The following is a 17,397-nucleotide window of genomic DNA, read 5'->3' on the forward strand; positions in this document are numbered from 1 at the left end:
TAATTTTCTCAAGTTGTAATCCAGAAAAGAATTACCAGGATAATAACAGTTAACGAGATAGCCTGCAGAGTTCTTCTTTCGGATTTTAATCCCATATGAAGTTTAAACGGCGGTTGTTCCAATCCGGGATTATGATATTTTGTTAATGTAGGAATCCATCTCGGTACTTTATTGAAATAATCAGTATACATGCTGCCGAATTTTTCACTTAGAAATGATTCCTCCTCCCGGATAATATAATGATACTGAAAAATGAAAAAGAAAGCTGCGACAAAAAGCAGATACGGATAAAGAGCCATTGACATCACGCCGATTCCCGTATAAATAAGGAGATTCCCGAAATAAAGAGGATTCCTTACATGGGCAAACGGACCCGAGACAACAAGATAAGTACCTCCGACACCTCCGCCCGTAGTTCTTGTTTCGCTGCCGGCATAAGAGACGCCCCATAAACGGAAAAATTCTCCAATCAGAACAATTACAAATCCCACTATCATACTCGTGAGAGTCGCTTTCTGAAAAATTATCATCAGTAAAAGGAAGGGGAGCGGGGTATAACTCCTGTATTCAAAAATCTTTTTAGAAAACTCTTTCATATTTATCCCTGGATGTAAATTTCTTTTCTCTTAAGTTCTGCCTGATGACGTTTCTTCAGCCGCTTTTTGACTTTAAGCTGATCCATTTTTTTTATCACATCGCTGAAATTTCCAAAGGGGAAGTAGGTAATCCTATTCGATTCACAATATTTCAGAAGTGAATTCTTAGCAAAAATAAAATCGCAGAATTGAGCAGGACAGACATCTGACCACCCGTCGCCTATGTAAACAGAATATTCATCATCGGAGCTGAAATTTAAAATATGATTCCGCTTACAATTAGCGCAGCGATCGCATTCCGAATCGGTATGTGGAAATTGAGGAATAAGTTTTCCGTTCTGATTCGAAACCCTGTTTGAATATACTTCAAGGTGAGACAATCCTTCTCTCTTAAGAATATGATCGATGTAATAACTGAGTCCATCGCTAAGAATTCTGATCTCGAAATCATTTGATTTGCAGTAACCAACAAACTCTTTAAATGTGGTGTCAATATCCATTGCATTTAGAAACTCACCGAATTTTAATTCATCAAAACCGATTAACGTATCGCATAGGAGTTGCCAGCTCACCTTTGCGTTTATCTTTTCATTTATCCAGTCTTCAATAATTTCCCGTGCGCGTTCCGGATTACCGAATTTTAAAAACATTGCTTCGCCGACATCATTCTTTGTAATTGTGCCGTCAAAGTCAACAAATATTTTAAAAGTTTTGTCGTTCATTAAACTAATATCATTCCTGAGTATCGGGAATTTCTTCGAACCTTACACCCACCAGTTTAGATATCCCTTCTTCCTGCATCGTAACGCCATACATTGTCTCTGCAGATTCCATTGTTCTTTTATTATGCGTCACAATGATAAATTGTGTCCTGTTGCTGAATTCTTTTAATAGTTTTGTAAATCGATCGATGTTGGCATCATCGAGAGGTGCATCAACTTCGTCAAGAATACAGAACGGACTCGGTTTTACAAGATAAATGGCAAAAAGGAGAGCCGTTGCGGTAAGAGTCTTTTCTCCTCCGGAAAGTAATTCAATGGAAGTTGGTCTCTTTCCTTTCGGCTTTGCAATTATTTCAATTTTTGCTTCCAGCGGATCTACGTTTTCTTCAAGAATAAGATCTGCCTCATCACCCGGATTGAAGAGGGTCTGGAAAATATTTGTGAAGTTCTGCCGGATCTGATCGAATGTTTCTATAAACAGTCTCTGGGCTGTATCGTTTATTTCGTTTATAGTTTTGATAAGGTCCCTTTCCGATTCAATCAGGTCGTCTCTCTGCTTGTGTAGAAAATCGAGGCGTGTCCTTTCTTCCTCGTATTCGGAATATGCAAGCAGGTTTACAGGTCCGAGATTCTTAAGTTTGTCTTTAAGTGAATGGACCTCTTTTGATGTCTCTTCGAAATTGAACGAATCAAGATCGTCAAAATGTTTCAGGACTATTTCAATTGAATAATTTTCGTTGATATGCTGCTGAATGTTTTCCAGGCGGAAATTCAATTCATTAACCTTAATTTCAAATGAATGGATTTTATCGGAAACCTCCTGTCTTACTCTTCTAAGATCATTCAGCTGTTTCTCATATTTACCGGCTTCTTCTTTGAGTATTTTTAGTTTATTCTCAATTTCGCCAGCTTCATTTACAAGTACAGAGCGAACTTCATTAATTTTTTCAAGTTCTGTCCGGGTGGAATCAATAGAGACGGTGAGATTCTTTGTTTCACTGCTGTTAATCTCCAGATCCGATTCACGTTTTGTGATACCGTTATTTATCGAAATACTATCGTTCCTGGACCTGTTTATTGAATCGAATGTGTTTTTTATCTGTCCTTTAATACGTTCCAATTCGAGTCTAAGACTGTTTTGTGATTCAAGAATTACATTAAATTCCTGTTCCAGTTCCTGCAATGAAGTTTCGCTTCCGGAAATTTCTTCATCCAGGTTATCCTTGTTGTTCTTTAGCTCGGTTAATAGTGAAGTAAGTTCGTTTAATTGTTTATCGAGCAGATTGGATTTTTCTACAAACTCATGAATCTCTTTTTGTGAAGATTCAATTTCTTCATTTGCCTTCTTATGTTCAAATTCAAGCTGAGAAATCTGTTTGTCAATATTTGCAATATCATTAGAGATTAATTTTTCGCCGTCGCTCAGATTTTTGATATCTATTTTGGAAAGTTTCAATTCAGTTTCGGCTATAAGCGATTTAACCTTTTCCAGTTGAGATTCGTGCTTCGGATATTCTTTTTTAAGATTTTCGAGCATTTGTTTCCTGCCGAACAGGGTTTCATCCTGCTTGGGCATGGAACCTGCTTCAATAATTCCGCTGCTCTGAATTAGATCTCCATCTAGTGTCACAAAACCGAAATCGGGGTATTTATTTTGAAGCCTTATTGCGTCTTTCAACTCCGAAGCAATTGCAATTCTCGAAAGGACCTGATCGAAGTATCTTTTCCACCGATCATCAGTTTCAACAAAGTCTTTTGCCCACCCGATAAATGAAGCTTCTTTCTCGATTTTACGGATTTTTCTGCGGATCGAATAATCCGATAATTTTTCGAGTAAGGATTTTCTACCATTAAGGTTATTCTTCAGCAGGTAAAATGATGCTTTGCCTAGATCGTTATTCTTCAGATAGGTGATTGCTTCCTGTAATTCGTCTACGGTTTCAATTAGAAGGTTGTTAAGGACTGATTTTAATCCGGCTTCCAGCGCGAATTTGTATTTATCCTGAGTATTGCCGACGTAAGCAAATATATTCTTTTCGGAACTACTCCACTCTTTATTCTCAAGCAGGACTTTGGATCCTTTTGAAATTCCTTCAAGATTGGAGATAAGTGTCTGCAGGAATTCGATCTTCTCTCTAAGGCTTGTAAGTAGTGATTTTTCCTCAATCTCTTTTTCTTTTAATGAGTTAAGAACTGATTCTAATTCGGTTTTTTCTTTTTCTCTGAGTGCAATCTGAAGTCCTGCTTCAGTAAGTTTTTTCTCTGCTTCTGTTTTTTCATTAATTAGTTCTTCAACAAATCCAACCGTCTTAGCTATTCTATTTGTAATGTTCTGAATCTTTACATTAAGTTTTTCGATATTGGAAGAATGGGACTGAATTTCCTTCTCCAGTGCTGACTTCAGATTTTCCTTATCGGAAATATCCTTCAGGAAATTAAAACGTTCTTCAACAAGTTTTTTTAATCCGGCTCTCTTTTCTTCAAGCGTATTACGTTTCTGGCCGATCAGAGATTCGTTTGTTTCTATCTCAATTGATTTTACCGATTCTGTCTCATTTAGGGAGACGGACTCGTTCTCAAGATTTTTGATATCACCATCAATCTCAAGGAGCCGCTTTTTCAGCTCTTCAATTTCACTGATCAATCTGTTGTGATTGTTTTGAAGAGAATTAAATCTCTCTTCGGACACAGAGATTGTCTTCTGGGCCTGGTGCAACTGGTCCGTATTGGATGAAATTTCGTTTCGTTTGTTCTGGAGTTCTGATTCGATGGAATTTATCTGATTCCTGAAAACTATTAATTCATTCTCAATAGTCCTGATATTGCCGTCTGTGGTATCCTTTTGGGCAACCAAGCTTTCGATCTCACACTTCAATTCAGCATTCTTTCTGTTGTAAAGTGCAAACTCACGTTCGGCAAGGTCGATTTCCTTGTCGCGCAAAACCGATTGGATCTGGTTGTGTTGATCGGCACGTTTGGCCTGACGTTCGAGAGAGCGGACTGTTTTTTCTACTTCAGAAACTATGTCGTTTACACGTGTAAGATCAGCTTTAACATCCTCAAGTTTTTTTAAAGACAAACGTCTTCTCAATTTATATTTATTTACTCCTGCGGCCTCTTCGAACAATCTTCTTCTTTCCTCAGCTTTACTGCTGAGAATAGTTTCTACCATTTTCAATTCAATAACGGAATACGCGTTTGTGCCCATTCCGGTATCCATGAAAAGGTTGGTAATATCTTTCAACCGGCAGATATTTTTGTTAAGCAGGTATTCGCTTTCGCCGGATCTGAAAATTCTTCTTGTTATTGTTACTTCCGAATACTCGGTAGGAAGTATTCCGCGGTCGTTTACAAGTGTGAGAGAGGCTTCCGACATTCCCATCGGTTTGCGCTCGCGTGTTCCGTTAAATATTACGTTTTCCATTTTATCGCTTCGGAGAGTTGTTGTTTTCTGCTCGCCGAGCACCCAACGGATGGCATCCACAATATTTGTTTTGCCGCAACCGTTTGGGCCAACTATTCCTGTTATCCCGCGATTGAACATAATATTTGTTCTATTAGCAAACGACTTAAAGCCGAAGATTTCTAATTTTGATAAAAACAATTTATCCTCTAAAAAGAGATCAAATTATATTGCTTAATGGAATTGGTGATGTAGTAAATTGTAGAACTTGATAATTGGAAGTAAATTAAAGTCCCACCGATTATCACGACAAAGAGAATTAAACCGTAGAAATAAACCGCGAATCTTCTTACATCAAAAAGGATATGGATTCCCTTAAGCAGTCTTTGAAAAACCCATAACCAGAATAAAATTATGAAGAGTAATACAATCGAATTAAAACCTCCCGCAGTCAGAATTTTATAAAGAATCAATTCAACCGGAAGAAGAATTGTAAACGGTAGAATTGACCAGACGATCATAAAAAATATGCTGCTGAATTGTACTTTCGTTTTAATTAACAGCGAAGCTGCTTTTACAAATATACCTATCAGCAAAATCTTAATGATTATAACAAAAAACATGATTAGAAAACTCTTTTCGGGATTCCATGCCGCATAGCTGAAGCTTTGAAGTATATATGGTTCGCCGAAAGAGAGAAGTATCTTTTCAGCAAGTAAATTTGTCCTTAAATAGTAGAACAGAATTGTGAAAAGCAGCGAAATTGATCCCGCTTCAACAAGCAATAGAATAAAAGTATGAAGACCGGAAATAATTCTCCTATCCCGAATATCAGCAAAGAAATTATATGGTCTGAACAATGCTCTGGAGCAATCCTCCCGGAATTTCTTCCTGGTATTAATTAGTAAGGCCATCACAATCGATAAACCCAGAGCAATTAAAATAAAAAGTAGTTTATTCTCATCTTTAACACTTCCAATCGGTATTGTTACTTTACTTTTATTGTTAAGCCTGGAAGAAAGTACTTTGTAAACAAGGTTATTTGGATTGGGATTTTCGTTGAAAATTCCAAGTTTATATTTTGCCTCATCAGAATATCCGGAATATAGTGAAACGAAATCACCAGAATAATTGAATAGTGTGTTAATAAAAAAACCGGATGATTTACTTTGAAGGGATAACTCGACAATCCTGTCAAAATACTTAGCTTGAGATTCGGTTGAATTTTTAACCAGATAGCCGCCTGAACCACCGTAATAATTCGGATAATTAACTTCGGAAAAGAAATAGGTGTTTGAATTGTCCATTTCCGAAATATTTTTGAGAATATTTTCTACTATATCCGGATGAGTGGAATAAAGTTCTATCCCCGCAAGATTTAAACCTTCAATTTTCTCTTCCTGAATACCTAAGAAGGAGGCATAATAATAAGACGATCTTTTTCCGTTGATAATTTTTTCAAGAAAGTTACCTGTTATAAAAGAATTGGATAGATACGAACTACCTAAGCCGAAAATAACAGGGCTTGATTTATGAGAATAGGTTTCGATTAATTCCCGTAATCTGTTTGCAGCTCTTAATTGGAATTCTTGATTCTTTAAAATTTCTTCCGGGATTGAGTTTAACGGAAGCTCAACAAAAGCGAAGAGACCGAATTCCTGACACAACTCTATTGCGTAAGGATTTGGATATACCTTTGAAAACCTGACGGAATTAAAACCTGATTCTTTTATAAACTTTAAATCTCTCTGTAATCTTTCAAAATTACCTGTTCTGCTTAATTCATCTTCATTGGCGAGGTAGGTAATCCCCTTGAACTTGAAAGGAGTGTTATTGAGTGTGGTATTATTTTTTAAAAAGTCAATTCTAAAAAAAGACAGTTCCTTCTCAGCTTTATCAATAACCTGATTATTGTTCAGAAGTGTCAGTGTCGCAGTATAAACATTCGGAGTTTCGTTAGACCATAGCACGGGAGCAGAAATTGAAACAGATTGCTGAAAACTTGTTTCACCGCCATTGTTTGCCGGTACTTGTAAGTCATAAGAATATGTGCTGCCCGAAAAATTCTTAGGTACCAGTTGAAGCTTTAATTCCATCCCTCCTTTGTTCAAGGTTTCTTGAGCAATAAGATTCAGATTCTTAAGTGTAACGCTAAGTCCTCCACGGGCTGAGGAGAGTGTAGGATCGATTGAGTAATCCATTTTGAAAGAGGAAATATGCATTTTAGGAAGAATTTCAAGATAGATATTCCTTAATATTCCTTTGGTATTTCTTGGGAATAAAAATCGTTGATTTACCGGAATCGATTCATCTGAATTCAGTTGCGTGTCGATTTTGATTTGTAACTTATTCGGCAGATCGGACTTAATTATATCTTCGGGAAGATCCATTTCAAATGGAATCTCGCCACCGGATTTTTTAAAAATATTGTAACCGTTTAAGGAAATCTCAACAAAATAATTAATTCCCGCAAAGTGAAGCTTGAATACCGAATTCTCAATTTCAGTTTGAGAAAAGTATAATTCTTTTTCAAGGATAAGAGATTCCGTTCCTTCAAAAATAAAAGGAATTGTTGTGTTTATTGCCCCAGTTTCCTTTCCGCTTGAAAATACCCGCCACTCACTGTCTAACAGTTTAATTAAACGGGGTGAAGATGACATAACAAAAGCAGAGTCGATTTCCAGAGGATGATTAATCAGTGGTTTTATTCGAATTTGTGCGGTTGAAAAGGAGGAAATTAATAGAATCGAACAAAATAGGGCGAATCTTGTAATTTTTGTCATTTTATGGTGAATTATCCAAATAAACCCTTAAATATACTAAAAAAATGAGGGCATTTCAATTCAGGATTATTGGAAATTCGCCTGTTTTCCAATCATTTTAAAATATTATTCGGTTGATTCAATAATTTGGATAAAAGATTCAGCTTTTAAGCAAGCCCCTCCAACCAAAGCACCATCAATATCCGGCTGGCTCATTAAACTCTTTGAATTTTCAGGTTTAACACTTCCTCCGTATTGTATTATTAGAGATTCCGAATATTTTTTAGAATAAAGTTTTGCAATCAATTTTCTGATAAATTCATGTACTTCCTGTGCCTGTTCTGGAGTTGCATTACGACCGGTCCCGATAGCCCAAACCGGCTCGTAAGCGATGATGAGATTATGCAAATCATTTTCACTTATTTCCGCTAAACCTTCTACTATTTGTTTCTCGATAACAGAAAATGTTTTGTTTTGTTCTCTTTCTTCAAGACTTTCTCCTACACAAAAAATAGGATTCAAATTATTTTTTAAAGCTGCTTTTATCTTTTTGTTAATCAATTGATTTGATTCAGAAAAAATTGTCCTTCTTTCAGAATGCCCTAAAATTACATATTCACAGCCAACACTCTTTAGCATCGAAGGGGACACCTCACCGGTAAAAGCACCGTTTTCTTCGTAATGCATGTTCTGAGCGCCTAATAGAATCTCCGTATTCTTTACGAGTGTTTTAACAGTATCTAAAGAAATGAAAGCGGGACAAATTATAATCTTAGTACTAAATTTTTTTGTTCCAATTAGATTTTTAATCTCCGAAACCAACCGGATTGATAACTGAAGGTCGTTATTCATTTTCCAGTTTCCGGCCACGATTTTTTGTCTCATATCAAACCTGATTTAAGATTGATTAAAAAGCTGCTAGTTAACAGCTTCTACTCTTTTAATTCCGGGTACTTCACGAATTAGGGCTCTTTCTACGCCGGCGCGTAGTGTCATTTGCGACATCGGACAATTGACACAGGCACCTGTGAGTTTAACTTCAACAATACCTTCTTTAGATACATTAACTAATTCTACATCACCGCCGTCAGCTTTCAGATAGGGTCTTATTGTATCAAGAGCTTTTAAAACTTTTTCTTTCATCACATCAGTCATTATTCTCTCCTTTACAAATATCACATAGAGATTTCAATATTAGGGACTTTAGCATTAATATTATTGATGCTAATTTGGGCTGCCAGATTTTTACTTATCTCAATAATTTTCTGTGCTTCTTCGCTTTCAGGAGAATCGAAAACTATCGGTTTGCCGCCGTCTCCCCCGACACGAATGTTAGGATTAATAGGTATAGCCCCTAATAATGGAATAGAAAGTTCACTTGCCAACCGGATTCCTCCGCCTGTACCGAAAATATCATATTTTTTGCCTGTATCGGGAGCGATAAAATAACTCATATTTTCAACAATCCCAAGAATGGGTACGTTAACTCGCTGAAACATTCTGATTGCTTTTCTAACATCTATTAAAGACATATCCTGGGGAGTTGTAACAACAACAGCACCGCTTAAAGGAATTGTCTGAACTAAAGTAAGCTGGATATCTCCGGTTCCCGGAGGTAGATCGAAAACCAGATAATCGAGTTCTCCCCAGTGGACATCCGACATAAATTGTTTAATTGCACCACTTGCCATTGGACCGCGCCATATAACAGGAGCGTCGTCTTCAATCAGAAAGCCGATCGAAATAACTTTAATTCCATAATTTTCCAGCGGAACCATTTTTGCGGTTTGTGCGTCCTGAAATATTTGAGGTTTATCCTTAATACCAAGCATCAAAGGAATACTTGGTCCATATATGTCTGCATCAATCAATCCGACTTTTGCACCTAATTTTGCAAGTGCAAGGGAAAGATTAACAGCAACGGTACTTTTGCCAACACCCCCTTTACCACTTGCTACAGCTATAGTATTTTTTACTCCGGGCAATAAAGAATTTATTCTATTGTCGGAATTACCTCTTACCGATGCCGTCATTTCAATCGAAATTATATAAGAATCAGGAACAACATTTTTGATAGCCTCAATACAATCATCCTTTATCTTATCCTTCAATGGACAGGCAGGGGTAGTAAGCTCTACAACGACATGAATTTTGGATTTATCAACATTTATTTCTTTAATCATATTAAGTGAAACCAGATCCCGGTTTAAATCAGGATCGTTTACTTTCCTTAATGCGGTCAGTATGGTCTCTTTATTAACTATTGACATTAAGAACTCCAGAAAATTTGAACGTAAAAATAGGAATTTTTTGGCTTCCTTTACAGATGCAGAAATTTGTACGGATGATGACTGCTAAAAAAACATTAATGTGAGCTTGATTTTTTTTTTAAGTATACTTAAATTAAAAACAACAATTACTTAAATATATGTCTACAGTTTCAAAAGAGAATTATCTCAAGACTATTCTAAACCAGAGGATGACGATGGGAAACGGTGCCACTACATCACAAATGGCGACGGATCTATCGGTATCTAATGCAGCTATCAGCGATATGGCAAAAAAGCTTTCAAAGCAGGGTCTGGTCAATTATGAAAAATATAAGGGGATGGAATTAACATCCAAAGGTGAAAAAATAGCGCTGAAGATAATCAGGCGGCACCGATTATGGGAGCTCTTTCTAATGAAGGTGCTTGGATTAGGATTGAGTGAAATTCACGATGAAGCGGAAAAATTAGAACATTACAGCTCCGATTTTCTCATAGATAAGATCGATCAGTTTTTGAATTATCCTGATTTTGATCCGCATGGCCATCCTATTCCCAAAAAGAATGGAACTCTTCCTAAACTTCCCAACCATATAAAATTATCGGATACTGAAATTGGGAATAAATATGAATTTGTTAGTGTGAACGATAAAGACAGTGATTTGATTAATTACCTTGTTAAAGCAGGTCTTGTATTAGGTTCAAAACTCGAGGTAATTGATAAACTTAGCTTTGATAAATCACTGACCGTTAAATTCAACAATACAGAACTATCACTAAGCAAAAAAATTACTGATAGTGTTTTTGTAATCCTTATTAAAAAAACAGATTGAGTAATTTATGAGTCCAATATTAATCCTTTCGATCGGAGCCGCTTTCGTCCTGCTTTTAGTATTCTTTTTTTATCCGGGGAAAGGCTTGACCGACAAATGGAAAAGATTAAAAAGGCAGGATGAAAAAATGCTTCTTGAAGATGCATTGAAGCATTTATACGACTGCGAATACAAATCAGTCGATTGTTCGCCGAGCAGTTTAAGCGGTAATCTGTCAATTTCAATATCCCAATCAAACAGGCTTATATTTCGATTGGCCGAATCGGGTTTAATCAGTAGAGTAGGAGACAGGATTCTTCTTTCAAACGAAGGGAGATCCTATGCACTTAGAATAATAAGAATCCATAGGCTTTGGGAAAAATATTTGGCCGATAATACCAGCGTAAAAGAAACTGACTGGCATTCATTAGCTGAATTAAAAGAGCATGAATTATCAGTCGATGAGACAAATCTACTTGCTGCAAAATTAGGTAATCCGCTTAAAGATCCGCATGGCGATCCGATTCCTGATGAGTCAGGTGAAATTCCTGTTATCACCGGAATTTCACTCCCGGAATTGCAGGATGGTAAATTCGGAAGAATATTGCATCTTGAAGACGAACCAAAAGAAATATATTCCCAGCTTGTGGCTCAGGGTCTATATCCCGGAATGCTAGTACGAATTGTTGAAAAAAATAGAGACCGGATCAAGTTCGAATCCAATGGCGAAGAATCCGTTTTATCACCCATCCTTGCATTGAATGTTCAGGTTCAACCATTAAAAGAAACCGATGAAATCGATCAATCATTTGAAACTCTGGCCGATGTTTCGGAAGGGGAGGAAGCCGTAGTGGTAGGATTAAGCCGTGCCCTGAGAGGCCAACAAAGAAGAAGAATGCTCGATTTCGGTATAGTTCCAGGTACTTTAATAAGGGCACAGTTAAAGAGCCTGGGAGGTGATCCAACTGCTTTTGAAATCAGAGGTACTACTATTGCTCTTAGAAATAACCAGAGCAGCAAGATTTTTATTAGGAAAGTATAACATATGAATTCAAATGAAAAAATAAATTGCGCAACCTGTCCTGCACATAACATCAACAACCTTATTAAGCTTGGTGTTGATATGACTGACTATGATTTTGTAGTTGCACTTGCAGGAAATCCGAATACAGGGAAAAGTACGGTTTTTAACAGTCTTACCGGATTGAGACAGCATACTGGAAACTGGCCCGGAAAAACAGTCGGAAGAGCGGAAGGAGGATTTCTCTACTCAGAAAAGCGATTCAAAATTGTTGACTTGCCGGGAACCTATTCACTTCTTTCAACCAGTACGGATGAAGAAATTGCCCGGGATTTTATTCTATTCGGTCAGCCGGATGTAACCGTGATTGTTGTTGATTCTACAAGACTTGAAAGGAATTTAAATCTGGTGCTTCAGGTGCTTGAGATAACCGATAGAGCAGTTCTATGTTTGAACCTTATTGATGAAGCAAAACGGCATAAGATAGAAATAGACGACCGTACTCTCTCTAAAGAACTTGGAATACCCGTAATACCATGTGCAGCACGTCAGAATACTGGAATTCCTGAGTTACTAAAAAACATTTACATGGTTGCATCAGGGGATTATATTTGCCGGCCTCATCGAATAAGCTCGAAAATTAAAGGTGTTTCGCATGCAGTGGAGGATCTCAGTAAAAAAATCTCCGAGAGATTCCCCGGATTACCTAATTCAAGGTGGATTGCACTTAGGTTGCTTGAGGGAGATCAGACAATCATTGATGCTGTCCGTTCCGGAGATATCGGTCTGCTTACAATAAAAAATCAGTCTCAGGCTAGCAGGTGAATTTTATGAATGAAAAAGTAAATAACGATTTAATTCTGAAAAGAGCTATAAAATACAGATGGGAAATTGGTGATCATTTCCTCGATTCTGTTATGGAATCTATTTATAAGGATGCTGAAACGATTGCCGGAAAAGTCGTTTCAACTCCCGATAGTAAGTCGAACTATAATATGGATCGGATGATTGATAAAATAGTTACAAGCAAATGGACCGGATTCCCGATTATGCTGCTGCTTTTATCCTTCGTATTCTGGCTTACTATCGTAGGTTCAAATTATCCTTCCGGGCTTCTTGCAAGTCTGTTGGTTGAAACAATTCATCCGATATTAAAAGAACTGATTAATTCCACCGGTATTCCTTGGTACATTAATGGATTAATAATTGACGGGGGATATTTGTCAATGGCATGGGTTGTGAGTGTAATGCTTCCGCCAATGGCAATCTTTTTCCCTATGTTCACTCTTTTGGAAGATTTTGGATATCTCCCAAGAGTTGCATTTAATATGGATAATCTCTACAAACGTGTAGGTGCTCACGGTAAACAGGCACTTACAATGACTATGGGATTCGGCTGCAATGCTGCCGGAGTGATAGCGGCAAGAATTATCGATAGTCCACGTGAACGACTGATTGCAATAATCACCAATAACTTTTCTCTTTGCAACGGACGATGGCCCACTCAAATTTTGATTGCTACCATTTTCATCGGGAGCCTGGTTCCGCCTGTGCTGGGTGGATTGGTTTCTGCTGCCGCAGTTGTTTCAGTTGCTCTTCTTGGAATTCTTTTTAGCCTGGTTGTTTCCTGGATGTTATCCAGAACAGTTCTTAAAGGGGAGGTATCAGCGTTCAGTCTTGAACTGCCTCCATACAGGCCGCCCAGATTGTTACAAACTCTATACACATCATTAATCGATCGGACTATATTTGTCTTATGGAGAGCCGTCATTTTTGCAATTCCTGCGGGTATGGTTATCTGGCTGGTTTCGAATATTTCAATTAATGATGTAAGTCTGGCAGAATACTTTGTAAGGTTTGCCGATCCGTTTGCAATATTCATTGGATTAAACGGGATTATTATTCTCGCTTATATTATTGCAATACCTGCAAACGAAATTGTTATTCCGACAATTTTAATGCTTTCCGTTCTTGTTTTTGGAATCACCGATTTCGGTTCCGGATCCGGTGTGCTTTTTGAACTGGATAATGTTGGTGATGTTGCTTCCATATTGAAAACAGGCGGATGGACCGCCTTAACAGGTATTAACCTGATGCTATTTAGTTTATTACACAATCCATGCTCAACAACTATTTATACAATTTATAAAGAAACACGTAGTTTAAAGTGGACTCTAATTTCAACGTTGCTTCCGATATTTCTCGGTTTAGCAGTATGTTTTTTTGTTGCGCAGTTATGGAGAATTTTTATCGGAAATTAAAATGAGTAAAAGTGTAATTAAGAATATTATTATGTTATTCCTTTTCCCGGTCCTTGAATTATTTGCTCAAGGTAGTATACCTCCGTTGTCTACGGACAGACCGGATCAAACAGAATCGGCACAGGTTGTTCCTCTTAATTCTATTCAGATCGAGATCGGTTTCCTATTTCAAAAACAGTCACTTATTGAGAATAATGTTAGAATTGAAAATCAGAATTTAATTTTAGGAAGTACGCTTGTCAGATACGGATTGAGCGAGTCTGTCGAATTGAGGTTTGGTGCCGAGTATTTTTCCGGTAGATCGAAAATTGATGAGGTTGAATCTTCGATCAAGGGTGTACAGGGAGTATACTTTGGCAGTAAGTTCCACTTCAGAAAAGATCAGGATTTAATAACGAATGCTTCCTTACTTGTTAATTTTAACCTCCCTCACGGCAACCAGATGTTAAGGCCGGAACGTTTTGAATCCGGTATAGCACTCTGTTTAGAACAAAAACTTAACAGTCGAATCGACCTTGGATTCAATTTTGGATTTACTGATGAAAGTAAAATTAACCGGCTCATCTATTTCTATTCTGCTTCCCTGGGTTTCAATTTGAACGAGAGGATTGGATTCTTTATTGAATTGTATGGGGACTTGAATGGCAATTTAAACAATTACTACAATCTGGATGCGGGAATTAAGTTTTTACAAAAGGAGAATATTCAAATCGATTTTTCAGCCGGCACTCGATTAATACACGATAAAACAGAATGGTTCGGAAGCCTCGGTTTTTCTTTAAGGCTCCCGGAATAATTAACGGTTTTTTAATTTCTGCTGCTTTGAAATACCCGACTTCTTAATTGTATAGTCCATCATAAATTCCTGATGATTGAACTCATCCTCATTAAATAATGGACGGTTAAATACATATTTACCGGTAGGCAGCAATACACGTGCCTTAATATTATCGGCCATACAGGTGTCCAGTATCATCTCTTTCAAATAACGTTTATGGTCTTCATCATAAACAGGGAATGTTGTCTCTACTCTTCTATCCAGATTCCTCTGCATAATATCAGCGCTACTTAAGTAAAACTCCTCATTCCCGTTGTTATTAAAATAATAGATCCTGCTGTGCTCTAGGAATCTGCCGACAATGCTGATTACTCTGATATTCGAACTCAAACCCGGGACAGACGGAATTAAACAACAGACACCCCGCACAATCAAATCGATTTTAACACCCCGGTTCGATGCTTCGTATAAAGCTGCAATCAATAGAGGATCTACCAGCGAGTTCAGCTTGAAAATAATATGTCCCTTGCCGCCGGACTTTACATTTTTAATCTCTCTTTCAATCAATTCAAGAAAGCGCTGACGTTTATTAATAGGGGCAACGCAAAGTTTCCTGTAACTTTTTTGCTCGGAATAACCGGTGAGGTAATTAAATATTTCTGAAACATCTGCACATATATCCTCATCGGTAGTAAATAATCCTAGGTCTGTATATAATTTTGCAGTAGACAGATTATAATTTCCAGTACTCAAATGAACATACCTCTGAACTCCATCTGCTTCACGTCTAACTACAAGCGACATCTTAGCGTGGGTTTTTAAACCCAATAAACCGTAAACAACATGCACTCCAGCTTTTTCAAGTTCTCTTGCCCAGAATATATTGTTCTCTTCATCAAATCTTGCTTTAAGTTCCACAAGTACCGCAACTTGTTTTTTTCTCTCTGCGGCTTCAATCAGGTATTTTATGATAGGGGAATTCAAACCGACTCTATACAAAGTCTGTTTAATTGCTAATACATCAGGATCGCGTGAAGCTTCCTTTATAAAATCTTCAACTGGCGAAAATGAATCATACGGATGGTGAAGTAATATTTCTTTTCGCTTTATAAGAGAAAAGATGTTCTCCTCCTCTAAAAAAAGATCAGGAATAACCGGATGAAATGCCTTCTCTTTAAGATGCGGTAGTGGCAGATCATACATTGTCATTACATCACTCAGTCCGAGGTTTCCATCTATTATGTGAAGATCGTTCCTGTCGATTTCAAGATTCTCTATTAACGTTTCGATCATATATTCCGGCATTTGTTTTTCTACTTCGAGCCGGACAACAGAACCGAATTTTCTCTGTTTTATATTTTCTTCAATCAGCTGTAAAAGGTCATCTGCTTCGTCCTCCTGTATTTCGAGATCCGTATCGCGTGTAATCCGGAATCTGTATGCTTCTACAATCTCCATTCCGGGAAATAGTAGGTTCAAATTTGACCGGATTAAATCTCCGATCCAGATGTATTTGTAGCTGCCGTTGGATCCGCCATTACTATGTTTGGACTTTATCAGGGAATCTATCCTGAGCAGTCTGGGAAGGATACTCGGAACCTTAACCCTGGCGAAGTTTTTTTCTCCGTTAGGTCTTTTTACAAGTATCGCAAAGCTAAGACTAAGGTTCGAAATATAAGGGAATGGTCTCCCGGGATCGAAAGCGAGAGGTGTTAATATCGGATAGATCTCTTTAAGGAAGTATTTATTTAGTGAATCTCTTTCATCTTTAGAGAGCTGATTCAATTCGCAAATGAATATTTTATTCTCGTTTAACTGGGGAATAATCGTCTCTCTCCAGTAATCATAGATCTGTTTTAACATCGGCTGAAGAATTTTCTCAATCTGCCGGAGTTGTTCGTGGGGTGTTAATCCGTCTATTGATACGTCAAAAACGTTTGCTCTAATCTGTTCTTTCAGACCCGAAACGCGAATCATATAAAATTCATCGAGGTTTGAAAAGAAGATCGATATGAATTTTATTTTATCCAGAAGAGGAAGATCCGGATTAATAGCTTCTTCAAGAACCCGCAGGTTGAATTCGAGCCAGCTTAAATCGCGGTTAAAAAAATTATCCGCATTCATGTATTTTTTTAGAAATTCTTTGGAGTGCTGCATAATGTTTTCTCTGTATGAGATTTTTTATCAATCCCGCATCAATTAGTAAATAATCACTTAATTTTTTTTGCAGATGTAAATGAGTCCAGATCATAATGAATTAAATTATCGGGCATCGGAAGTCTTTTAATTCCCACTTTTGCTTTAGAGAAAAATTCCTCAGCTAGGGTGTCGTGATAATCAGAAAAAATAACAACCTGTTTTATTCCGGCGGTTATAAGAGCTTTGGAGCAATTTGTACACGGCATATTTGTTATATAGGCTGTTGCACCTTCTGTGCTTATTCCATGTGAAGAACACTGCAGAATAGCGTTCATTTCCGCATGGATAGTACGAATACAGTGATTGTCAACAACCAGGCAACCAATATCCTCACAATGCTGATCTCCGGGAATCGAACCGTTATATCCGGTAGATAAAATCTGTTTATCTTTCACAAGTACACAACCGCAATGCATACGCGGGCATGTTGCACGTTCTGAGACCAGCATTGCAACTTTTAAAAAATACTCATCCCAGGATGGACGCTTCTTTTTGTCCGGCATCGTAAATCCTTCTATAAGATGGAGCTAAATTTAATAAATAATACCGATTTATGAGTGGTCTTTTGTTGTGGTA

General features: G+C 37.4%; 14 protein-coding genes. 5 read left to right on the plus strand and 9 right to left on the minus strand.

Going from position 1 to position 17,397, the window contains the following annotated elements; translation table 11 throughout:
• Positions 1 to 8: 8 nt before the first annotated feature.
• The 7 genes from PLZ15_12715 to apbC all read right to left on the minus strand — a co-directional run bounded on the left by PLZ15_12715 (position 9) and on the right by apbC (position 9,753).
• A complete protein-coding gene (locus PLZ15_12715; protein ID HOI30611.1) occupies positions 9 to 596 on the minus strand; it encodes an isoprenylcysteine carboxylmethyltransferase family protein in 588 nt (195 codons plus the stop codon).
• A gap of 2 nt (positions 597 to 598) precedes the next feature.
• Complete coding sequence (locus tag PLZ15_12720; protein ID HOI30612.1) at positions 599 to 1,318, minus strand: MtnX-like HAD-IB family phosphatase; 720 nt, start codon at positions 1,316 to 1,318, stop codon at positions 599 to 601.
• Positions 1,319 to 1,328: 10 nt separating this feature from the next.
• Positions 1,329 to 4,922, minus strand: a complete 3,594-nt coding sequence (smc, locus tag PLZ15_12725; protein ID HOI30613.1) for a chromosome segregation protein SMC — start codon at positions 4,920 to 4,922, stop codon at positions 1,329 to 1,331.
• 8 nt (positions 4,923 to 4,930) lie between these two features.
• Entirely contained in the window at positions 4,931 to 7,504 is a 2,574-nt protein-coding gene (locus PLZ15_12730; protein HOI30614.1) for a glycoside hydrolase family 2 TIM barrel-domain containing protein, read from the minus strand.
• 105 nt (positions 7,505 to 7,609) lie between these two features.
• The gene (gene tpiA / locus PLZ15_12735) at positions 7,610 to 8,368 is read right to left on the minus strand and encodes a triose-phosphate isomerase (protein ID HOI30615.1); all 759 of its coding nucleotides are present in this window, start codon (positions 8,366 to 8,368) and stop codon (positions 7,610 to 7,612) included.
• A 33-nt stretch (positions 8,369 to 8,401) separates the two neighbouring features.
• Positions 8,402 to 8,638, minus strand: coding sequence for a NifU family protein (locus PLZ15_12740; GenBank protein HOI30616.1), 237 nt, complete (start codon positions 8,636 to 8,638; stop codon positions 8,402 to 8,404).
• Between the two features lie 20 nt (positions 8,639 to 8,658).
• Positions 8,659 to 9,753, minus strand: coding sequence for an iron-sulfur cluster carrier protein ApbC (gene apbC, locus PLZ15_12745; GenBank protein ID HOI30617.1), 1,095 nt, complete (start codon positions 9,751 to 9,753; stop codon positions 8,659 to 8,661).
• A gap of 158 nt (positions 9,754 to 9,911) precedes the next feature.
• Here apbC and PLZ15_12750 point away from each other — a divergent pair, with 158 nt between their 5' ends.
• The 5 genes from PLZ15_12750 to PLZ15_12770 are packed head-to-tail and all read left to right on the plus strand — an operon-like array spanning position 9,912 to position 14,640.
• On the plus strand, positions 9,912 to 10,583 hold the full coding sequence (locus tag PLZ15_12750) for a metal-dependent transcriptional regulator (GenBank protein ID HOI30618.1): 672 nt from the start codon (positions 9,912 to 9,914) through the stop codon (positions 10,581 to 10,583).
• Positions 10,584 to 10,590: 7 nt separating this feature from the next.
• Entirely contained in the window at positions 10,591 to 11,604 is a 1,014-nt protein-coding gene (locus PLZ15_12755; protein HOI30619.1) for a metal-dependent transcriptional regulator, read from the plus strand.
• Positions 11,605 to 11,607: 3 nt separating this feature from the next.
• Complete coding sequence (locus tag PLZ15_12760; GenBank protein HOI30620.1) at positions 11,608 to 12,408, plus strand: FeoB small GTPase domain-containing protein; 801 nt, start codon at positions 11,608 to 11,610, stop codon at positions 12,406 to 12,408.
• Between the two features lie 5 nt (positions 12,409 to 12,413).
• Positions 12,414 to 13,844: a nucleoside recognition domain-containing protein gene (locus PLZ15_12765; GenBank protein HOI30621.1), complete on the plus strand. Its 1,431-nt coding sequence runs from the start codon at positions 12,414 to 12,416 to the stop codon at positions 13,842 to 13,844.
• Position 13,845: 1 nt separating this feature from the next.
• The gene (locus PLZ15_12770) at positions 13,846 to 14,640 is read left to right on the plus strand and encodes a transporter (GenBank protein HOI30622.1); all 795 of its coding nucleotides are present in this window, start codon (positions 13,846 to 13,848) and stop codon (positions 14,638 to 14,640) included.
• Here the strand turns inward: PLZ15_12770 and ppk1 are convergent, their stop codons facing one another.
• A complete protein-coding gene (gene ppk1 / locus PLZ15_12775; GenBank protein HOI30623.1) occupies positions 14,641 to 16,779 on the minus strand; it encodes a polyphosphate kinase 1 in 2,139 nt (712 codons plus the stop codon).
• A 53-nt stretch (positions 16,780 to 16,832) separates the two neighbouring features.
• On the minus strand, positions 16,833 to 17,324 hold the full coding sequence (locus PLZ15_12780) for a deaminase (GenBank protein HOI30624.1): 492 nt from the start codon (positions 17,322 to 17,324) through the stop codon (positions 16,833 to 16,835).
• Positions 17,325 to 17,397: the final 73 nt, after the last annotated feature.

The organism is Melioribacteraceae bacterium (assembly GCA_035362835.1).
In the GTDB taxonomy this organism is placed as follows: domain Bacteria; phylum Bacteroidota; class Ignavibacteria; order Ignavibacteriales; family Melioribacteraceae; genus DSXH01.

Bases quoted from the DNA above. Each gene is read 5' to 3' on its own strand.
- PLZ15_12715 (HOI30611.1), bottom strand. From the start codon at position 596: ATGAAAGAGTTTTCTAAAAAGATTTTTGAATACAGGAGTTATACCCCG.
- PLZ15_12720 (HOI30612.1), bottom strand. From the start codon at position 1,318: ATGAACGACAAAACTTTTAAAATATTTGTTGACTTTGACGGCACAATT.
- PLZ15_12730 (HOI30614.1), bottom strand. From the start codon at position 7,504: ATGACAAAAATTACAAGATTCGCCCTATTTTGTTCGATTCTATTAATT.
- tpiA (HOI30615.1), bottom strand. From the start codon at position 8,368: ATGAGACAAAAAATCGTGGCCGGAAACTGGAAAATGAATAACGACCTT.
- PLZ15_12740 (HOI30616.1), bottom strand. From the start codon at position 8,638: ATGACTGATGTGATGAAAGAAAAAGTTTTAAAAGCTCTTGATACAATA.
- apbC (HOI30617.1), bottom strand. From the start codon at position 9,753: ATGTCAATAGTTAATAAAGAGACCATACTGACCGCATTAAGGAAAGTA.
- PLZ15_12750 (HOI30618.1), top strand. From the start codon at position 9,912: ATGTCTACAGTTTCAAAAGAGAATTATCTCAAGACTATTCTAAACCAG.
- PLZ15_12755 (HOI30619.1), top strand. From the start codon at position 10,591: ATGAGTCCAATATTAATCCTTTCGATCGGAGCCGCTTTCGTCCTGCTT.
- PLZ15_12760 (HOI30620.1), top strand. From the start codon at position 11,608: ATGAATTCAAATGAAAAAATAAATTGCGCAACCTGTCCTGCACATAAC.
- PLZ15_12765 (HOI30621.1), top strand. From the start codon at position 12,414: ATGAATGAAAAAGTAAATAACGATTTAATTCTGAAAAGAGCTATAAAA.
- PLZ15_12770 (HOI30622.1), top strand. From the start codon at position 13,846: ATGAGTAAAAGTGTAATTAAGAATATTATTATGTTATTCCTTTTCCCG.
- ppk1 (HOI30623.1), bottom strand. From the start codon at position 16,779: ATGCAGCACTCCAAAGAATTTCTAAAAAAATACATGAATGCGGATAAT.
- PLZ15_12780 (HOI30624.1), bottom strand. From the start codon at position 17,324: ATGCCGGACAAAAAGAAGCGTCCATCCTGGGATGAGTATTTTTTAAAA.